Source organism: Rhizobium sp. B230/85 (assembly GCF_019355735.1).
In the GTDB taxonomy this organism is placed as follows: domain Bacteria; phylum Pseudomonadota; class Alphaproteobacteria; order Rhizobiales; family Rhizobiaceae; genus Rhizobium; species Rhizobium rhododendri.
In genome coordinates this window covers 912,357-931,954 of record NZ_CP072157.1, presented here as the reverse complement: position 1 = coordinate 931,954, position 19,598 = coordinate 912,357, and the positions used below count along the sequence as shown (strand labels likewise).

General features: G+C 60.3%; 18 protein-coding genes and 1 tRNA gene. 10 read left to right on the top strand and 9 right to left on the bottom strand.

Features of this window, described 5'->3' with window-relative positions:
• The first annotated feature begins 428 nt into the window (after positions 1–428).
• Together J5289_RS22350 and J5289_RS22345 are read left to right on the top strand one after the other, a co-directional pair.
• Complete coding sequence (locus J5289_RS22350) at positions 429–1,523, top strand: porin (RefSeq protein ID WP_209229665.1); 1,095 nt, start codon at positions 429–431, stop codon at positions 1,521–1,523.
• A gap of 227 nt (positions 1,524–1,750) precedes the next feature.
• Entirely contained in the window at positions 1,751–2,548 is a 798-nt protein-coding gene (locus tag J5289_RS22345) for a class I SAM-dependent methyltransferase (protein WP_209207238.1), read from the top strand.
• 94 nt (positions 2,549–2,642) lie between these two features.
• Here J5289_RS22345 and J5289_RS22340 read toward each other — a convergent pair whose 3' ends face one another.
• Complete coding sequence (locus J5289_RS22340; RefSeq protein ID WP_209207239.1) at positions 2,643–3,620, bottom strand: acyltransferase; 978 nt, start codon at positions 3,618–3,620, stop codon at positions 2,643–2,645.
• A gap of 414 nt (positions 3,621–4,034) precedes the next feature.
• Here J5289_RS22340 and J5289_RS22335 point away from each other — a divergent pair, with 414 nt between their 5' ends.
• Both J5289_RS22335 and J5289_RS22330 read left to right on the top strand, forming a co-directional pair.
• Positions 4,035–4,697, top strand: coding sequence for a helix-turn-helix transcriptional regulator (locus J5289_RS22335; protein WP_209207240.1), 663 nt, complete (start codon positions 4,035–4,037; stop codon positions 4,695–4,697).
• Positions 4,694–6,055, top strand: coding sequence for a HipA domain-containing protein (locus J5289_RS22330; protein WP_209207241.1), 1,362 nt, complete (start codon positions 4,694–4,696; stop codon positions 6,053–6,055). Before J5289_RS22335 ends, J5289_RS22330 begins: the two co-directional genes overlap by 4 nt.
• A 300-nt stretch (positions 6,056–6,355) precedes the next feature.
• Here J5289_RS22330 and J5289_RS22325 read toward each other — a convergent pair.
• From J5289_RS22325 to J5289_RS22290, 8 genes are all read right to left on the bottom strand, one after another.
• Positions 6,356–6,431: transfer RNA gene (locus tag J5289_RS22325), tRNA-Val, on the bottom strand.
• A 222-nt stretch (positions 6,432–6,653) separates the two neighbouring features.
• Positions 6,654–7,934 (bottom strand): TRAP transporter large permease, encoded by a 1,281-nt coding sequence (locus J5289_RS22320; protein ID WP_209207242.1) that lies wholly within the window; start codon positions 7,932–7,934, stop codon positions 6,654–6,656.
• The gene (locus tag J5289_RS22315) at positions 7,925–8,500 is read right to left on the bottom strand and encodes a TRAP transporter small permease (protein ID WP_209207243.1); all 576 of its coding nucleotides are present in this window, start codon (positions 8,498–8,500) and stop codon (positions 7,925–7,927) included. Before J5289_RS22315 ends, J5289_RS22320 begins: the two co-directional genes overlap by 10 nt.
• A gap of 98 nt (positions 8,501–8,598) precedes the next feature.
• Positions 8,599–9,573 (bottom strand): TRAP transporter substrate-binding protein, encoded by a 975-nt coding sequence (locus J5289_RS22310; RefSeq protein WP_142831333.1) that lies wholly within the window; start codon positions 9,571–9,573, stop codon positions 8,599–8,601.
• Between the two features lie 176 nt (positions 9,574–9,749).
• Positions 9,750–10,631, bottom strand: coding sequence for an amidohydrolase family protein (locus tag J5289_RS22305; RefSeq protein WP_209184756.1), 882 nt, complete (start codon positions 10,629–10,631; stop codon positions 9,750–9,752).
• A 1-nt stretch (position 10,632) separates the two neighbouring features.
• Positions 10,633–11,769, bottom strand: a complete 1,137-nt coding sequence (locus tag J5289_RS22300) for a mandelate racemase/muconate lactonizing enzyme family protein (RefSeq protein ID WP_142831331.1) — start codon at positions 11,767–11,769, stop codon at positions 10,633–10,635.
• Between the two features lie 4 nt (positions 11,770–11,773).
• Positions 11,774–12,679, bottom strand: coding sequence for a 5-dehydro-4-deoxyglucarate dehydratase (gene kdgD / locus J5289_RS22295; RefSeq protein ID WP_142831330.1), 906 nt, complete (start codon positions 12,677–12,679; stop codon positions 11,774–11,776).
• A gap of 69 nt (positions 12,680–12,748) precedes the next feature.
• A complete protein-coding gene (locus J5289_RS22290) occupies positions 12,749–13,486 on the bottom strand; it encodes a FadR/GntR family transcriptional regulator (protein ID WP_142831329.1) in 738 nt (245 codons plus the stop codon).
• 143 nt (positions 13,487–13,629) lie between these two features.
• Here J5289_RS22290 and J5289_RS22285 point away from each other — a divergent pair, with 143 nt between their 5' ends.
• From J5289_RS22285 to kdpC, 6 genes are all read left to right on the top strand, one after another.
• Positions 13,630–14,427: an NAD(P)-dependent oxidoreductase gene (locus tag J5289_RS22285; protein ID WP_142831328.1), complete on the top strand. Its 798-nt coding sequence runs from the start codon at positions 13,630–13,632 to the stop codon at positions 14,425–14,427.
• 397 nt (positions 14,428–14,824) lie between these two features.
• The gene (kdpF, locus tag J5289_RS22280) at positions 14,825–14,914 is read left to right on the top strand and encodes a K(+)-transporting ATPase subunit F (RefSeq protein WP_111221508.1); all 90 of its coding nucleotides are present in this window, start codon (positions 14,825–14,827) and stop codon (positions 14,912–14,914) included.
• A gap of 33 nt (positions 14,915–14,947) precedes the next feature.
• Positions 14,948–16,651, top strand: coding sequence for a potassium-transporting ATPase subunit KdpA (kdpA, locus tag J5289_RS22275; protein WP_209187955.1), 1,704 nt, complete (start codon positions 14,948–14,950; stop codon positions 16,649–16,651).
• 10 nt (positions 16,652–16,661) lie between these two features.
• A complete protein-coding gene (locus J5289_RS22270) occupies positions 16,662–16,817 on the top strand; it encodes a hypothetical protein (RefSeq protein WP_162854780.1) in 156 nt (51 codons plus the stop codon).
• A gap of 43 nt (positions 16,818–16,860) precedes the next feature.
• Positions 16,861–18,927 carry a potassium-transporting ATPase subunit KdpB gene (kdpB, locus tag J5289_RS22265; RefSeq protein WP_142831326.1) on the top strand — a complete coding sequence of 689 codons (2,067 nt, stop codon included), beginning with the start codon at positions 16,861–16,863 and terminating at the stop codon, positions 18,925–18,927.
• A gap of 55 nt (positions 18,928–18,982) precedes the next feature.
• A complete protein-coding gene (kdpC, locus tag J5289_RS22260; RefSeq protein WP_142831325.1) occupies positions 18,983–19,549 on the top strand; it encodes a potassium-transporting ATPase subunit KdpC in 567 nt (188 codons plus the stop codon).
• Positions 19,550–19,598: the final 49 nt, after the last annotated feature.

Below are 19,598 nucleotides of genomic sequence, written 5' to 3'. Positions count from 1 at the left end.
TATCTAGCCCGTCAGCGCTGCATGGACGGATAGTCGCTTGCGAACGCATAAAGGACCGCCGGCGCGAGCCAATCAGCGTTCGACGGCAGGCCAGACTCGAAGCCATCTGATGATGGATCGGCCTCCTGCGGCCATAAATTGTAGTCCGCTCACCCGGTTTCTCGTTGCCTGCCGGGTCGCACGTTGCAAATGAGCAATGTCCCAACATCGCTTTGTACCTAAATTGCATCACCGAGTAAGTCGGCGTATTTTCTGTGTAACGGCTGGCGTTTCAGCAGATCGTCCAATGCCCAAATGCATCCGATATGCGTTGGCGCTCGCGACCCGGTTTGTAATCACTCCCCCGCGCAAATCTGTTTGACGCGCATTTTCACTTGTCGGCAGGCTCATTATTAGCCTGCTACATTTATGGGGGTTGATACGTGAATATGGTAAAACCGCTTCTGGGCTTTGGGTCCGCGCTCTTTGCAATCTCCCTTGCCCACGCTGCCAATGCAGCCGATGCAGCAATTGCTGCAGAGCCCGAGCAGCTTGAATATGTTCGTCTCTGCGACGCCTATGGCGCAGGCTATTTCTTCATTCCAGGCACTGAAACCTGCCTCAAGATCAGTGGCACGGTGCGAACCGAGGGAAAATGGCATAATCCGTATAACCCGGGAACGGGTGGCGACTACGGCACGCTTTGGCACTCGCGCGCCCAGATCGCTGTCGATACCGCATCGGATACCGAATACGGCGCGCTGAAGACAGACAGCATCTACCGCTTCGACTGGCAGGAAGGCGTGACAACCGATAAACTGGTCTGGGCCAATATCAGTCTGGCTGGCTTTACCATTGGCAAGATAGATTCGGCATATAACCTTTACATGGGTTACGCCGGAAACGTCATGAACGACGATATCGTCTATGACGGCCCGCCCGAAATCAACCAGATTACCTACAACTACGATGCCGGAAACGGCATCACGGCTGTCGTTTCGCTGGAAGATACGAACTCTGGCGCTGACCTGTCCGCCTATAACGGCGCCTGGGTCCAGTCCAAGACCAACGAATATATTCCGAACGCCGTTGCCGGTATTGGTTTTAAATCCGGTGCCTGGCAGATCCGCTTTGTCGGTGGTTACGATGCTATCGTTGAAGAAGGAGCCGTCAAAGCGCGCGTCGATGCAGATTTCGGCATCTTTAAAGCGTTTCTGATGGGCGGTTGGAACACGGACGGCAACAAGCTCAACAAATATGCCGGCTCGAACCTTGATCCGTCGGCTTGCCCGGCTGGCCATGCCGAACTGTGCGGCTGGGGCGACTGGGCATTGTGGACCGGCGTCACTCTGCCGATCGACGAGAAACTGCAGGCAAATGGCCAGGTAGCCTTCACCGACTCGAAAATCCTTCAGGTGACAACCAATATTCGGTGGAGCCCGGTTAAAAACATGCTGGTCGAGCCGGAAGTTACCTATACCAAGTTCGACTCGGTAAATCAGGAGCAATGGGCTGGCATCCTGCGCCTGCAACGCAGCTTCTAGTGCGACGACAATTACTCTGAGACAAACAGGAGAAGCCTGGCATTTCGCCCGGCTTCTCCAACACGCTTCGAGCCGAAGTCTGCAACTTTGTTGTTCTGACCAACAGCGCTCGATGTGCCGCTTACGACTTTCATACGAGTGCCGAGATGGAATGGTAAAACTGCTCTCGGCGCGCAGAGATGCCTACATCCTCTGTTCCTGATGGCTCACCTGAGCGGAGATGCAAAATGAAATCAAATGAAGTCGCCAACTGCTGGGAGGCCAACGCCGAAGCCTGGACCCGGCTGACCCGTGCTGGCTATGATGTCTATCGCGACGTTCTCAATACGCCGGCTTTCCTGGATATGCTCCCTCCGGTGGCTAACCTGAAGGGGCTGGACCTGGGCTGTGGCGAAGGGACGAACACGCGTGCGGTCGCACGTCTCGGTGCACACCTTACCGGGCTCGATATCGCGCCAACTTTCATCCGACATGCCCGCGAGGCGGAGCAGCAGGATCCCATCGGTATCGACTACGTGCTTGGCGATGGCCTGACGATCGATTTTCCGGATGCGAGCTTCGATTTTGTCGTCGCCTTCATGTCGATGATGGATATGGCAGATCAACGAGCGGTCTTCTCCGAGGTGCAAAGGGTATTGAAGCCGGGTGGATTCTTCCAGTTCTCGATTTTACACCCATGCTTTGTACCGCCAACCCGGAAGAATATTCGCAACGAAGCAGGCGAACCCATCGCTGTGCAGGTCGCGGACTATTTTGAAGAACCGGACGGCCAGATTGAGCGATGGACCTTCTCCGCGATACCCGCAGAACAGCGGGTGACGGAGAAGCCCTTCGAGGTACCGAGATTTCATCGAACGTTGACCACTTGGGTATCGATGATCGTCGAAGCCGGGCTGCAAATTGAAGCGTTTGGCGAACCTCGCGCAACCAAACAAGTCGCCAAATCTCAGCCATCTGTGGCGGACACGCGCATTGCCCCACTCTTTCTCCACATCAGAGCACGAAAGCCGTACGCTCGTCGTTGACCGCTCCTGGGACGAGAACATCAGCACGCCGGATCTGCCTACGGTTTCGCAATGAACCCTCTTGCATGGCGGTGATGCGGCAGGGGCCGTTTCGCTACAAATCCTGCGATTTTGGTCGTTCGAGCTTCGTCCAGCTGGACTTCGAGGCAAGGCGGTTGATCGGGCGTTCCACCAGCAGGTAACAGACTTCTGCGATGGCAAGGGCAGCGACGATTGAAACGATGGCGTTCATGTGGCCCAACCGGTCGAACTTGAGGACGGCGGCGAGCACGATGCCGTGGGTGAGATAGAGCGAATAGGACGCATCGCCGAGTTTCTCCAGAGGCGACAGCAGGCGCGTGGGCCAGCGCCCGCAATCCTCGAGCGCAATGCAGCTTGCAAGCAGCAGCCCGGCGGGTAGCCCCCAGACGATAATGCGGTAGGGCGTCATGTCGATGTGGGCAACGGCTGTTGCGGCCAGGAGGACGACGCTGCCGGCCAGGCCTATCAGTGCGACGCCAGCGGGGATGGGTTTGCGCAACTGTGAAATGCCGAGACCGAGGACAAACTCCAGCAGCATTGGCGTGGTCCACTGGATCACGGCGGGCGCCTGCCAGCCGTAGAGGCCGAGGGCGACCAGTGCGCAGAGCAGCAGCGAGGCGACGACAATCGGACGGGTGGTGAAAAGCGCTGCCGCAAAGACGGCATAAAACAGCATTTCGAGGTTCAGCGTCCAGCCCGGCACGAACAGCGGCCAGATGTGACCGCCGGGGTCGAAATGCGGAATGAACAGCATCGACAGGATGATCCGCCGGGCATCGAACGAGAAGTTTGACAGTAGGCCGAGGGCCGATGCGCCGCAGACGGCAAAGGTGACGAGCCAGTAGAGCGGGGCTATCCTCAGCAATCTTCTGGCCAGGAAAACACGCGGCGTCTCGCGCGTCCCGACGGTGCCCATGATGAAGCCCGAGATCAAAAAGAATATGTCGATGCCAGCTCCACCAGCATCAAAAGCGCCGTCGCTTAAATGATAGAAAAGGACAAGAAGGGCTGCAATTGCCCTCAGGCTCTGTACAGAACGTAATTTTTCCAAAATGAAATCCAGGTACGGTTGCTCTTCAAAGACGACCAATAGCCCCGTGACGTGACCATATTGTGCTGTTCTGTCATTGGGGGGGCGGTGGCTGATTTTGCCACCATCGCCCGTTGCGTCATGCCATCCTCGTTGACGGGTGTAGCATGGTGGTCAGTTTGACCAGCTGAAAGCCTCGCCACGGCTCGTCTTCGAGCCAACTAATGGTCTATCGCGTGATAAACAGTGAGGCGAAGAATAGGCTGTGAAAGCCTGCCTTTCTCACACGACGAGGATGGCATCACACACACCAGATACGTTGTTCGAGTTTATCAAGCTGCTCCCGATCGGGTGCAGACCACTACGGTATTATTCAATTGTGCGACTTATGATCCCGTACAGGATCAATGACTGAGTTGCTCCCATACGGGATCAATGTCCATTGATTTGGCGGACCTCCGCTGCTATGTTCCCGCTCGGGAGCGAAATATGGCAAATAACCCTAAATTTCCCAAGAAACAGCACGCTCTTGTTGGCACTGATAATGTCCAGGATTTGGCGCGACGGCTGGCGGCCGGCGAAGCTTCTGCCGATGTGATCAAACGCATCAACGAAAGTATGGCCGCCCATAGCAGCATCATCAAAACGATATCTTCGGCCGGAGAGATCGCCAAGGTATTATCGCAGATCAGCGAGACCGGGAAGATCATGGAGAGGTTCAAGGTCTCGCTCCCAAAGGTCGATCTTAAGCTCCCCGATCCTTCGCAAAGGATACAGGCCTCGCTACCGCGGCCTCTCGACGACTTGCCGTCGTATATCCCGCCAACTATGACGGACGCCTGCCCGGACGTGCCTCACTCAAACCTTTCAAGCGCGTCCAAGAAAGCCACGCAGATCAACACGCCGGGCGATCTCGGTCAAATGATACGCCGTGCCCGAGAAACGCGCAGGCTTTCCCAGCAAGCGTTTGCGGACCTAGCCGGCGTTGGTCGACGGTTCATTTCCGAACTTGAAAACGGCAAGGCAACGCTTGAATTCGACAAGGTGCTGACGGTGCTGCGGGCCGCCGGCATCTCGATGTTTGCAAGAAACCGATGACGTCGATGGATGTTCTGGCTCTTGATGTTCGCCTCGACGGCTACGACCACCCTGTCGGCATTCTGGTACGCGATCCAAACGGCGCAATCGCATTCGCCTATCGCAGCGACTATCTTTCCCGGAGCGATGCCACGCCGTTGTCGCTATCCTTACCGCTTGGGACAAATCCATTTGAAGATTTGGTTGCTCGGCCATTCTTCGACAATCTGCTGCAAGAGCGGGACAGCGCCTTGTCGGACATCATGGCGCGCGAGGGACTGTCGCGTGACGATGTTGTGGGGCTTCTGTACCATCTCGGCAAGGATTGCGCCGGTGCGATCTCCATCCTGCCGGCCGGCGCGGCACCGACAAAGGTGCCCGGCGAATACGGAAAAGATTACCTTCCGCTCGACCTCAAGCGCCTTGAGGCGATCGTCGATGCGCTACACAAGCGCAAACGCTTGCCTGCTGGAATGGAAGACCCGTCGCCCCTGGCAGGCATGCAGAGCAAGATCGCTCTGACAGTCCTGCCGGACGGATCACTTGCCGAGCCTGTTCCAGGCTCAGGCGCACCGACCACACATATCCTCAAGGTGCCGGACCAAGACCACCTGCAAGACGCCCCTCTTGAGAACGAGGCAATGCGCCTGTCGCAGTCGCTCGGTTCCGATACCGCCGACACGGTGGTTTTGCCACTCGGCGGGCTTAATACGCTGCTTGTGACCCGATTTGACCGGGCGCTCGACCAGCAAAACCGCATCGTCCGAATCCATCAAGAGGACTTTGCCCAGGCCTTGGGCTTGCCTGCGTCCCTGAAATACGAACGACGTGGGGCAGGCAACCGCCGCTTCAACGTGTCTGCGATCCGACGAGTCCTCGAAGCGACGATTGATCCGGCCGGCGCCAAGGAGATTTTCATCCGGGCGACACTGTTTGATCTCCTGGTCGGCAACGCCGACGGTCATGCCAAGAACTTCGCCCTGCTTTACGAGCGGGGAGGTCGCATACGCATGGCGCCACGCTATGACATCCTGCCAATTCGACTGGATGAGGCTTTAACGGATGAGCTCGCCTATCGGATCGGCGAAGCGGAGACGCTCGACGAGATAACGACCGACAATTTCGACCTATTCCTCAAGACGCTTGGTGTCGATGGTGCCGCCGCGCGCCGGCGCATCCGCGTCAGCTACACCACATCCATTGGCGGCGAGCTTGCCGACCATCTAGACGATCTTGGACAACGCGGCCTGAAACGGCTTGCGGATCTCATCGCATCGAACATCAGGACGCTTTTCGATGCGTTCGGACTGGAGGTTCCAGAGAAAGCGAGGGATCGCGATGCCTTTATCGGCAGAGGTGGCGGATCGCTGTTAAGTTGATTGCGGCGGCATAGCCTTGACGACGGCGGCGGTGAAGTAGCGTCGTTTCGACACTGGCCAACAAGAGCCTTTGGCAAGCCACGCAGCTCTCAGCTAATCGCTCAGACGCGCAGGCAGAACTCCGTTACCCGGGATGCAGAACTTTGATGTGTTCGACCAGCCAGGCCTCATGCGGGATTTCGTAGGGGCAGAATAGCGGGCGCCGACATCGTCGGGCAGAGTACGAAAAGACGGAAATTGTCCCACTTTTGGCGGTGGAAAAGCCACATAAAAGTCATAAAAAATATGATTTTGGTGAGATGGTGGGCGATGACGGACTCGAACCGCCGACATCCTCGGTGTAAACGAGGCGCTCTACCAACTGAGCTAATCGCCCGTCGCATTCGCTGGGAAACTTCCAGCTGCGTTCGGTGGCCGCTTTCTAGTCTTTGCGAAAAAAATCTGCAAGAGCGAATGTTCATAATTCTCGGCTTTTTTTCGGGTGGTGACAGCGGTCGGTCGCAAATTCCCTCGCCTGTCAGGGCGACCGTCTATCGCCACTCGGCCGGTCATACAGTGGCCTCCCGATCAGGGGATCCGGTGGTTCCGGCGGCCCAGCTTATCGGAAGATATCCTGCACCAGCATGGACGTTTCCGGAACCAGCGTTACGATCATCAGCGTCACCCAGAGTGCGAGCATGAACGGCCAGATCGACTTTACCACCGCGCTGACCGGTACTTCGCCGATGGCGCAGCCGAGGTAGAATGCTGCTCCAACCGGTGGTGTGTTGAGGCCGATGGTCGAGTTCAAGAGTACAATGATGCCGAACTGGACGGGATCCATGCCGTAATGGGTGACGATCGGCAGGAAGATCGGCGTGCACACCAGGATATGGGCGGCCATATCGAGGAAGATGCCGAAGATGAACAGCGCGATGTTGACGAGGATGAAGATCACCCAGGGCTGCGTGCTGATATGGCTGAGCGCATCGCCGGCCATGTCGGCAACGCCGTAGATGCTCATGAGGTAGCCGAACATGGTGGAAATGCCGATCAGAAGCAGCACCACGCCCGTGGTTTTCGTCGCCTTGGCCACCGCCTTCAGGAAGCTCTCAAAGGATAACGTGCGATAGACGAACACCGTCAACAAAAGGGCATAGAGTACGGCGACGGCGCCAGCTTCTGCGGCGGTAAAGACGCCCGAAAGGATGCCGCCGACGATGATGACGATGATGAAGAGGCCGGGCACGGCTGCCGCAAGGCTTCGCCAGACTTCGGTCCAGCCGGGGAAGACGCCCTTGGCATAGCCGCGCGACCGCGCCACGAAGTAGGCGGTCATCAGGTTGGCGATGGTGAGAATCAGGGCGGGAATCGCGCCGGCCATGATCAGCGAATTCATCGAGACGAGGCCGCCGGCCGCCAGCGAATAGATGATCATGTTGTGGCTTGTCGGCATGAGAGCGCCGACGAGAGAGGAATAGGTGGTGACGTTGACCGCATAATCGGCATCGATGCCTTCGCGCTTCATCAGCGGAATGAGCGCCGAGCCCATGGCGGAGACGTCGGCGACAGGCGATCCGGAAACGCCCCCGAACATCGTGCAGGCTACGACATTGGTCATGCCGAGACCGCCCCTGACATGGCCGACCATCGCCTTAGAGGCGCGGATGATGCGGTCGGCAATGCCGCCATACATCATCAGCTCACCAGTGAAGATAAAGAACGGGATCGTCAGGAAGGAGAATGTCCCCATGCCAGACGCCATGCGCTGGAAGACGACCGCCAGTGGCAGGCCCTCGTAAAGCACGGTGGCAATGGAGGAGAGGCCGATGGCAAAGACCACCGGCATGCCGAGTATCAGGCCTACGACGAAGGTCGCGCAGAGAATGATCAATGCCATGAGGGGATTACCTTGATTTTCAGGATGGCGGCGATGATGCGTTCGACGGCGAATAGGGCGATCAAAAGGCCTCCGGCGGCCAGCGGCACGTAACTCCAAGCCTGTGAAATCGGCAGGCCGGCATTGAGGTAGGGTGCCATCTCCACCGCAAGCTCGGCGCCGCTGTAGGCCATCGACAATCCGAAGACGATCATGCCGAGGTAGACGATGATCTCTGCAGCCATCCGAAATGGCTCGGGCGCCAGATTGAGCAGCGAATCCATGCCGATATGCCGCCCGTCGCGCACGCCGACGGCCGCCGCAAAGCAGGTGACATAGAGAATGACGACCAGCGCGAAGATTTCCGTCCAGGCCGACGAGTCGTTCAGCACGTAGCGCCCGAAGATCTGGTAGAGGACGGCCGCAACGATCAGCAGCGTACCGAGCACCGCAAATTTCAGGCAGATCCGCGAGAGCCAGGCGTTGAAGGCGAAGAAGTGGCCAAGCGGGCCCGTCGTATTGACGGTCGTCCGGATCGTCTCGGCACGCGCGGGGTCGATGGGCGGTGCATGCGGATGCGCAGCCATGGGCGGTCTCCTCGGATGATGATCGTCAGGCGGAGTGGATAGCCGTCACCGCCACGCAGTGGTCAGGGCCGACGCGCTGTCACGCGCCGGCGGAGACGTTATTTCGTGGCCTTGATGGCGGTGATCATGTCCTTCAGGGCGGGATCGGTGACGAACTGATCGTAGATCGGCTTCATCGCGGCCTCGAACGGTGTCTTGTCGATGGTGATGACCTCGACGCCGGATGCCTTGACCTTCTCTTCGGACGTCGTTTCCATGGCGTCCCAGAGCTGGCGCATATAGGTGACCGACTGTTTGGCGAGCTGGCGGACCTGCGTCTGTTCGGCCGGTGTGAAGCTGTCGTAGACGCGCTTCGACATCAACAGGACATCCGGGGACATCGAGTGTTCGGTGAGCGAGTAATACTTCGCCAGCTCATAGTGGTGGAAGTTGTAGTAGCTCGGCCAGTTGTTTTCGGCACCGTCGATCAGCCCCGTCTTCAGGCCGGTATAGACTTCACCCGTCGGCATAGGCGTGGCGTTGGCGCCGAGCGCCTTCATCATCGCCACCCAGACATCCGACTGCTGGACGCGGATCTTCATGCCCTTCAGGTCTTCCATCTTGCGCACCGGCTTGGTGGTGTAGAAGGAACGCGAGCCGGAATCGTAGAAGGCAAGGCCGACCAGTCCGTGGGCATCGCAATCGGCGAGGATCTTGTCGCCGATCGGCCCGTCGAGCACTGTGCGCATCTGCGCCTTGTCGTGGAACATGAAGGGCAGGACCGGCACCATCATCGCCGGGCAAATGGTGTTCAGCGTTCCGGCATTGACGCGGATGAAGTCCAGCGCGCCGAGCTTGACCTGCTCGATCGTGTCCTTCTCGCTGCCGAGCTGCGAGTTCGGGAACACCTTGATGGTATATTTTCCGTCCGACGCCTTGCTGAGCGCGTCGCTCATGAACTGCACGGCTTTGACGGTCGGGTAGTCCGGTGCCTGGACGTCGGCCGAGCGGAACTGGCGCGCCTGTGCCGGCGCGAACGTGCCGAGTGCCAGCAGGCCGGCAAAGGCAGCAGTGATGATCTTGCTGTGCGTCATTGTTTCTCTCTCTCCCAGTACGAAACAAAATGGCCGTGCGCTTTGGCTCTGTCAGAGAGCGAGGCGCCGGTTAGGCGTAGAAATCGATGTTGCAGGGGATCGGGACGTTCAAACGCTACTCTACGCCCCGCTGTCCTCCCATGCCGATGCCGAAACCTCCCCGTTCCGGCAAAACCTCAAGCCACCGTGCCGTTGGCAGGCGGAAATCCAAAAAGCTGCTGCGGATTATCGACCAATGCCAGCTTTCGGGCATGGTCATCCGAAAGCCAGCCAAGCACGGTATCCGCCAGCGCAGCATCGTCAGGATATTGCTCCTGCTCCCGCGCCAGATTGTGCGGCCAGTTGGTGCCCCAGACGATCCGCTCCGGCGCATGGGTTGCGATTGCACGGGCGACCGCCGCGATATCGGCAAAGTCAGGACCGCCGGATTTCGACGATTCATAGCAGCCGGCAAACTTAAACCAGCAACGGCCGCCATCGATGAGCCGCTTCAGCGCTGCGACCTCTGGTCCGTCAGGCGCCGCGCCCGCAAAAAACTTGCCGTGATGATCGAGAACCCACCGTGATTTCAGCGTCGCGAGCCGCGGTTCATGGCTGATGATGTCGCTGCCGTCGAACTGTATCGCCAGCATCCAGCCCCGGACACTTGCCTTTGCGTCAATATCCTCGAGAGCCTCCAGCCCGATCCCCCCGCCAGGCAGATCCATGATCCGCGCTCCCACGACGCCGGCCTTAGCGAGCGCGTCGAGTTCGGCGTCGGTCGTGTCTGCATCGATGACCGCAACGCCGCGAGCGCTGCTGCCCATTTCGGCCAGGCAGGCCATCAGGTTGCCATTGGCGCGCTGGTGGGAATTGCCCTGCGTGATCACCACGCGCTCGATGCCGAGCCACCCCATCAGCTGACGATATTGCGATGGTGTCGGCAGGTCGTCGGCGGGCAGAGGCGGTCCGCCGGGAAGTGCCGGGAAGCCGGGCAGGTACATATGCGTCTGGCTGTCGATCGCACCGGCGGGAAGGGCGATGCGCGGCTTGCGGCCGGAGAGGGGACGGACGAGCATGTCAGTCGTCTCCCATGCGGAACTCGGCGAGTGCCGCGCGGTCGATCTCGATGCCGAGCCCCGGACCATCCGGTATCGCCACGACGCCGTCGACGTGTTCGATGGGCGTCGTGATGACGGCCTGGCGGAAAGGATTGTCGGTGCGGTCGAATTCGAGGATCGGCTCGATAGGATTGACCCGCACCGGGTTGGGGATCATCGACGCCATGAACTGCAGTGCTGCGGCGATATGGACCGCAGTGCCCCAGACATGCGGCACGACGCGCACGCCATGCAGCGCCGCCATGTCGGCGATGCGGCGGGCTTCGGTGAAACCGCCTACGCCGCAAAGGTCCGGCTGGATGATGTCGATGGCGCGGCTCTCGATGGGCTCCTGCATGCCCCAGCGCGTGTGCCAGGTCTCGCCTCCCGCCACCGGGATAGGCTGGCCTGCGCGCACCGCGCGATAGGCGCCCAGTTGTTCCGGCACGACGGGCTCCTCGAACCAGTCGATGCCGTGTTCGGCGGCGCGCTTGCCGAGCGACACTGCCTCGATGACATCGTAGCCGTGGTTGGCGTCGATCATCAGCCGGGTGTGCGGTCCGATGGCTTCGCGCACGGCGCGGATGACGCGCAGGTCCTCCTCGACATCGAAACCGATCTTGATCTTGACCGCATGAAACCCTGCCTTGGCATGGGTTCCCATCTCGTTGGCATTGTCCTCAATCCGGTCGACGCCATCGCGTTTGAAGCTGCCGGTGGCATAAGCGCGGACGCTCTTGCGGAAACGACCGCCCAGAAGGGTGGAGATCGGCACGCCGAAATGCTTACCCTTGATATCCCAGAGCGCAATGTCGATGCCGGACAGGGCGGTAATGGAAAGGCCTCGTTGGCCCTGGTCGCGCAGCGCGTTGTAGAGGACCGCCCAGATCTTTTCGGTCTCCAGTGGATCGGCACCGATCAGCCGGCTTGTATAGGCAGCCACAACTGCCGCATTCGGTCGCGCGGGGCCGAGGCATTCGCCCCATCCGATCGTGCCGTCGTCGCAAACGATCTCGACGAGCATATGCGCGCGGCGGTCGAAGCGCATCGATGCACTTTCGAAGGGCACCGGCAGGCGGTATTCGAGCAGGTGCGTGTTGACGGCAGCGATCTTCATCGGCCTAGCGCTTCCAGGGCGAAATGAGCTTCTCGAGCATGGCCTCTTCGTCCCGCGTCAGGTCTTCCAGCGGCGGCCTGACCTTGCCGGCATCGAAACCCTGCAGCCGCACGCCGGCCTTGATGGCAGCGACGGCATAGCCCTTGCGGCGATTGCGGATCGCCATGAACGGATAGAAGAAGTCCTTGAGGATCGTCTCGCAACGGGCGCGATCGCCGGAACGGAGTGCTTTGTAAAAGTCGACGGCAAGATCCGGCACGAAGTTGAAGACGGCCGACGAGTAGGTGGTAAAGCCGGCGCCGAGATAGGCTTCGGCGAAAAGCTCGGCCGTCGGCATCCCGCCGAGATAGGTGAGACGATCGCCGAGGGTCGCGGTGATCTGGCGGACGTTGCCGATCTCGCCGGTGCCATCCTTGAAGCCCACCAGATTAGGGCAAGCATCGCAAAGACGCTGCAGGGTGTCGACCGACAGCACCGAATTGTCGCGGTTGTAGACCATGACGCCGATATCGACCGACTGGCAGATGCGCTTGATGTGGGTGAAAAGACCTTCCTGCGGCGCATCGATCAGGTAATGCGGCAGCAGCAGGATGCCATCGGCGCCTGCCTTCTCTACGGCCTGCGCCAGTTCGACGCCGACATGGGCGCCGAAGCCACAGCCGGAGACGATGGCGGTCGAGCCGGCCGCTTCCTTGGCGGCCTTGACGATTGCCGGAATTTCATCGGGCGACAGCGAGAAGAACTCGCCAGTGCCGCCAGCTGCAAAAAGCACCGGCGCATCGTAGCTGGAAAGCCATTCGATGTGGCGCTGATAGCTTTCCGGCTGGAATTTTTCGTCCGCCCCGAAATGGGTGACGGGAAAGGATAGAAGGCCGGCACCAAGCGCGGTCTTGATTTCTTGTGGTGTCATCGGGTTCCCCTCCAGGCTCCTCCAGCTGCATTTGTCGTATAGGCAGCAGAGCCTATTGTCAACAACTCATCATACAGGTTTGCGTTGCCCGCGCAACAGTGTGCGGTAGCGGTCCTGGCTGCCCCTGAGGTGGCGGCGCATGGCGGCCCGGGCGGCTTCCTCGTCGCCGGCAGAAATGGCGGCGACGATCTGTTGATGCTCGTCGTCGATGAGGAGGATGTAGGTCGACTGGTCGGCTTCGTTCTCTCCGTCACGGATGGCAGCACGGGGAATGATGCGCGGTCCGATCATCGACAGGAATTCGCGAAACCGACCGTTATTGGTCGCTTCGGCGATGGCCAGATGCAGCGCGAAGTCGGCCTCGCTGGTCGGCACCCCGGCGTCGAGACAGTCGCGCACGGCGTGGTGGCGCTCGAAGATAGCCTCTTCCTGGGCCGGCGATCGGCGCAGGGCAGCAAGGCCCGCCGCCTCGACTTCGACGGCTGTTCTTAACTCCAGAAGCTCGATAACCGAGGAAACACGGGCGTGATCGAGGCTGCCGAAGGCCTGGATCTGGGCAGGCGGGTCCAGCACGAAGACACCCGCACCCTGTTGCGCCTCGACCAAGCGGTCGGCGCGAAGAGCAGCGATGGCTTCGCGCACCACCGTTCGGCTGACCCCGTGGGTTTCGGTCAGTTGCGCTTCGCTCGGCAGCTTGCTGCCCGGGGGGAACTGGCCGGCGGCGATGGCGCGGCGCAATGTGTCGCTGAGACGGGCCACCAGGGTCTGCGACTTTGCTTCGGTTTGTGACTTAGGCTGTAGGGCCACGCCGTCGGTTCCTTCGATCTGCAAGACTTCTATCGTGGAAATGCCTATATCATATCGGCGACATAAGCCATGACGAAGCTGCATCGTTGACGCAAATCCGCCAACATGTATGATGAGTTGGAATGGGTTTGGAGGAGTTGGATATGAAGAGATTGCTGGTGACCGGCGCTGCCGGCGGTTTGGGCCGGGCAATGCGCACACGTCTGGCGTCGATGGCGGATGTCATCCGGCTGTCGGATATCGTCGAGCTCGGTAAGGCTGAAGCCCACGAGGAAGTGGTGACCTGCGACCTCAGCGATGCCGAGGCCGTCGATCGGCTCGTGGAGGGTTGTGAAGGTATCCTGCATCTGGGCGGCATCTCCGTCGAAGACAAGTTTTCCAAGATCCTGAATGCCAACCTGCTCGGCCTCTACAATCTCTACGAGGCGGCCCGTGCCCACGGAAAGCCGCGCATCCTGTTTGCGAGCTCGAACCACACCGTCGGTTTCTACAGGCAGGACCAGCACCTCGACACAGTCGCGCCGATGCGCCCCGACGGGCTTTATGGCGTGTCGAAATGTTTCGGCGAGGCCCTCGCGCACATGTACTTCGACAAGTTCCAGCAGGAGACTGCCATCGTGCGGATCGGCAGCTGCATGGAAAAGCCATCCAATCATCGGATGCTGTCGACTTGGATGTCCTTTGACGATTTTGCCAGCCTGATCGGCTGCGTCTTTCGCGCGCCGATGCTGGGATGCCCGATCATCTGGGGCGTTTCGGACAATGACAGCCGCTGGTGGGACAATTCCGCCGCCTCCTTCCTGGGTTGGCATCCGAAGGACAATGCCGAGCGCTTTCGTGCCGAGCTGGACGCGGCCGTCGTTCGCCCCGATCCCCGTTCGCCCATGGCCGTCTACCAGGGCGGGCAGTTCACGCAGGATCCGATCTTCGTCGAGGATTGAGGCAACTCTGCCCACCCGCTAAACCCGGCTGCCTCCTCGAGACAGCCCGCAGTCGCGGCCTCTGCTCGCGGCTGTGTCACACGCATGCCGCATTTTTTTTGCGAGCGCTCTCTGCCCCGAGCCCACGCAGACTGCAAAACCTCCAAATCTTTATAGCTTTTTTATATGGGCCGCCGCGATCACGTCTCGAACGTTTATGCGGATCGGGTGCATATCATTGGTGCGGGAAGCGCGTGCTTTCTCGCCGGGCGTAAGCCCTGTGGCTCCCTGTTTCTCGACAATCTGAAAGGACATGCGCGCGATGGATATCGCCATGCTTGGCATCGTCATCATCTTTTTCGGGCTTTGTTTTGCCTACACCAAAGCCTGCGACCGTCTCTGAAGAGGAATAACACCCATGCTGTTCGACTACATTTTGAGCGGTGCGGTGACCGTCTTCCTGACGGTCTATCTCACCTATGCCCTCATTCGCCCAGAGCGCTTCTGATCCGCCCGGCGCCGGGACCTGAAAGATAACCCCATGACCCTCAACGGATGGCTTCAGATCCTGCTTTTTTGCGGGATCGTCATAGTGCTCGTCAAACCGCTCGGCGGTTACATGACCCGCGTGTTTGCGGGCGAGCGCACCTACCTTTCGATCGTGCTCGGCCCTGTCGAGCGCGGCCTTTACCGCCTTGCTGGCACCAGTGAGCGCGAGGAGCAGCACTGGACCTCCTATGCATTCTCCTTGCTGATGTTCAACCTCTTGGGCGTCGCCGTGCTCTATGCCCTGCAGCGCCTGCAGGCCGTTCTCCCCTACAACCCCGCCGGCATGGCTGCCGTGCCGACCGACCTGTCGTTCAACACCGCCGTGAGCTTTGTCACCAACACCAACTGGCAGAACTACGGCGGCGAAAGCACGATGTCGTACCTGACGCAGATGGCAGGCTTCACGGTCCAGAACTTCCTGTCGGCAGCGACCGGCATGGCCATCGCGATGGGCCTCATCAGGGGCTTTTCGCGCGCCTCCGGCAAGGCGATCGGCAATTTCTGGGTCGATATGACCCGCGCCACATTCTACATCTTGCTGCCGATCTGCATCGTCATGACGCTGGTCTTCGTCTATCTCGGCGTGCCGCAAACGCTGGGCGCCTATGTCACGGCAACGACGCTCGAAGGCGCGCAGCAGACCATCGCTGTCGGCCCGGTCGCCTCGCAGCTGGCGATCAAGATGCTCGGCACTAATGGTGGCGGCTTCTTCAATGCCAACTCAGCCCACCCGTTCGAAAATCCGGATGCGATTTCCAATCTCATCCAGATGGTGTCGATCTTTGCCATCGGCGCGGCCCTCACCAATGTCTTCGGCCGGATGGTCGGCAATCAGCGGCAGGGCTGGGCAATCCTCGCAACGATGGGCATCCTGTTTGTCGTCGGTGTCGGTGTCACCTACTGGGCCGAGGCTGCCGGTAATCCCTTGATGCATGCCTTCGGTCTGCAGGGCGGCAACATGGAAGGCAAGGAAGTCCGCTTCGGCGTAGTGCTTTCCTCGCTCTTCGCCGTCATCACCACGGCGGCCTCATGCGGCGCGGTCAACGCCATGCATGGTAGCTTCACGGCGCTCGGAGGCCTTATTCCGCTGATCAACATGCAGCTCGGCGAAGTCATCGTCGGCGGCGTCGGCGCAGGCTTCTACGGCATCGTGCTGTTCGTGATCATCGCCATCTTTGTTGCCGGCCTGATGGTCGGCCGCACGCCGGAATATCTCGGCAAGAAGATCGAGGCCAAGGAAATGAAGATGGCGATCCTTGCCATTCTTTGCCTGCCGACCGCGATGCTGATCTTCACGGCGATTGCCTCCGTGCTTCCGAGCGCCGTTGCCTCCATCGGCACGGCCGGGCCACATGGCTTCTCGGAGATCCTCTATGCCTACACCTCGACGGCTGCCAATAACGGTTCTGCCTTCGGCGGCCTCTCGGGCAATACGCCCTGGTACAACATCACGCTTGGCATCTCGATGCTGATGGGTCGCTTCCTGGTGATCATCCCGGCTCTGGCGATTGCCGGATCGCTGGTCACCAAGAAGCGGGTCCCGTCGTCCGCCGGGACGTTCCCGACCGATGGTCCGCTGTTCGTCGGCCTACTTGTCGGCACGATCGTCATCGTCGGTGGCCTGACCTTCTTCCCGGCGCTGGCGCTCGGACCGGTGGTCGAGCATCTGATGATGATCGCCGGACAGACATTCTGAGGTCTTCCAGATGATCCTGCGACACATGCTGCGCAAACGTACACGCCCTCGCGCCGGTTCGCCGGCACGAGGGCCGGCAGCCACGACCCGCGCCTCGGACGTCATCCTGATGATGATGGCCATCCTGCTGGTCGTGCTTGCCGCTTTCAAAATCCTTCACGGCTGACCGGCCCATCCGATCACGCTTCCTCTTTCGCTGGAGTCTCTCAATGAGCCAGGCAAAATCTGCGAGTATCCTCGATAGTCGCATTCTCATACCCGCCATCGGCGGTGCATTCGCAAAGCTTAACCCGCGTACGCTTTCCAAGAACCCGGTCATGTTTGTCGTTGCGACAGTTTCCCTGCTGACGACGGTGCTGTTCATCCGTGATCTGGCCACCGGCGGAAGCAATCTCGGCTTTTCGCTGCAGGTCAATATTTGGCTCTGGTTCACGGTCCTGTTTGCCAATTTCGCCGAAGCTGTTGCGGAAGGGCGCGGCAAGGCGCAGGCGGCCTCGCTGCGCAAATCGCGCACGGAAACCCAGGCCAAGCTGCTGCAGTCGGGAAGCCGGGATGCCTTCACCATGGTGTCTGGCACGAGCCTCAAGGTCGGCGATGTCGTGCTGGTCGAGGCCGGTGACATCATCCCGTCGGACGGCGAAGTGATCGAAGGCGTTGCCTCCGTCAACGAGGCGGCAATCACCGGCGAATCCGCCCCTGTCATCCGCGAGTCCGGCGGCGACCGTTCGGCTGTGACCGGCGGCACGCAGGTGCTCTCCGACCAGATCCGGGTCCGCATCACCGCGGCTGCCGGCTCGACCTTCATCGACCGCATGATCGCCCTGGTGGAAGGCGCCGAACGTCAAAAGACCCCGAACGAGATCGCCCTCAACATCCTGCTCGCCGGGATGACGCTGATCTTCGTTCTCGCTACCGCCACGATCCCGAGCTTTGCCTCCTACGCCGGCGGCTCGATCCCGATCATCATCCTGGTCGCGCTGTTCGTCACGCTCATCCCGACCACCATCGGCGCGCTACTGTCGGCCATCGGCATTGCCGGCATGGACCGTCTGGTCCGCTTCAACGTGCTCGCCATGTCGGGCCGCGCCGTGGAAGCTGCCGGTGACGTCGATACGCTGCTGCTCGACAAGACCGGCACGATCACGCTCGGCAATCGCCAGGCAACATCCTTTAGGCCTGTGCGGGGTGTTACCGAGCAGGATCTCGCCGACGCTGCGCAGCTGGCCTCGCTTGCCGACGAAACGCCGGAAGGCCGCTCGATCGTCGTGCTCGCCAAGGAGAAGTACGCGATCCGTGGCCGCGACATGACGGCGCTGTCGGCCACCTTCGTGCCATTCACGGCGCAGACCCGCATGAGCGGCGTCGATGTCGATGGATCGTCGATCCGCAAGGGTGCCGTCGACTCCGTGCTTGCCTATGTCACCGGCGCCGGTGCGTCTTCCGGCAGTGCCGATCATGACGTCGTGCGAGAGTTGCAGGCTATTGCCGACGAGATCGCAAAATCGGGTGCGACACCGCTGGCCGTTGCCCGCGACGGGCGCCTGCTCGGCGTCATCCAGCTCAAGGACATTGTCAAGGGCGGCATCCGCGAACGCTTTGCCGAACTGCGCCGCATGGGCATCCGCACCGTGATGATCACGGGCGACAATCCGATGACCGCAGCGGCCATCGCTGCCGAAGCCGGTGTCGACGACTTCCTCGCCCAGGCGACGCCTGAAATGAAGCTGGCGCTGATGCGCGAGGAACAGGCTAAGGGCAAGCTCGTCGCCATGTGCGGCGACGGCACCAACGACGCTCCGGCGCTGGCCCAGGCCGATGTCGGCGTGGCTATGAACACCGGCACGGTTGCGGCACGAGAAGCGGGCAACATGGTCGATCTTGACAGCGATCCGACCAAGTTGATCGAGATCGTCGAGATCGGCAAGCAGTTGCTCATGACCCGCGGCGCGCTCACCACCTTCTCGATCGCCAACGACATCGCCAAGTATTTTGCGATCATCCCGGCCATGTTCATCGCCTTCTACCCGCAGCTGAAGGCGCTCAACATCATGGGGCTGGCCTCGACGCAGAGCGCTATCCTGTCAGCGATCATCTTCAACGCATTGATCATCATCGCCCTGATCCCGCTGTCGCTGAAGGGTGTCAAATACCGGCCTATCGGTGCCGGCGCGCTGCTCAGCCGCAATCTGCTCATCTACGGTCTCGGCGGCGTCATCGTGCCTTTCATCGGCATCAAGGCAATCGACATGATCGTCACGGCGCTTGGCCTTGCATAACCCGCGTCGCCACCGCCGCATTCTCGCTTTCACCCCAACCAGGGAGTACTCATAAATGCTGAACCAGCTCCGCCCCGCCATTGTGATGATCGTCGTGACCACGGCTCTCACCGGCCTTCTTTATCCGCTGGCAATGACCGGCGCCGCCCAGGCGCTGTTTCCGACACAGGCCGCCGGCAGTCTTGTCGTCAAGGACGGCAAGGTCATCGGCTCCAGGCTGATCGGACAGGCGTTTGCCAGCGACCGATATTTCCACGGACGTCCGTCTGCTGCCGGCGATGGCTATAATGCTGCCAGTTCCGGGGGCTCCAACCTCGGCCCGACGTCGAAGAAGCTGATCGACCGCGTGAAGGCCGACTATGAGGCCGCCAAGGCTACTAATCCGAATGCAGAGGTGCCCGCCGATCTCGTGACCGCTTCCGGCAGCGGCCTCGATCCGGCCATTTCTCCGGAGGCGGCATACTTTCAGGTACCCCGGATTGCCAAGGCTCGCAACTTGGACGAAGCCAAGGTAAAGACGTTGATTGACACTGTCGTCCAAGGCCGCGAACTCGGCATTCTGGGCGAGGCCACGGTCAACGTTCTGGCTCTCAACCAGGCTCTTGACGCCATGGCCACCTAACAGGCCTTGGCCCGCCCCCGGGCATGGGCCAATTGCGAAAGAATGACTT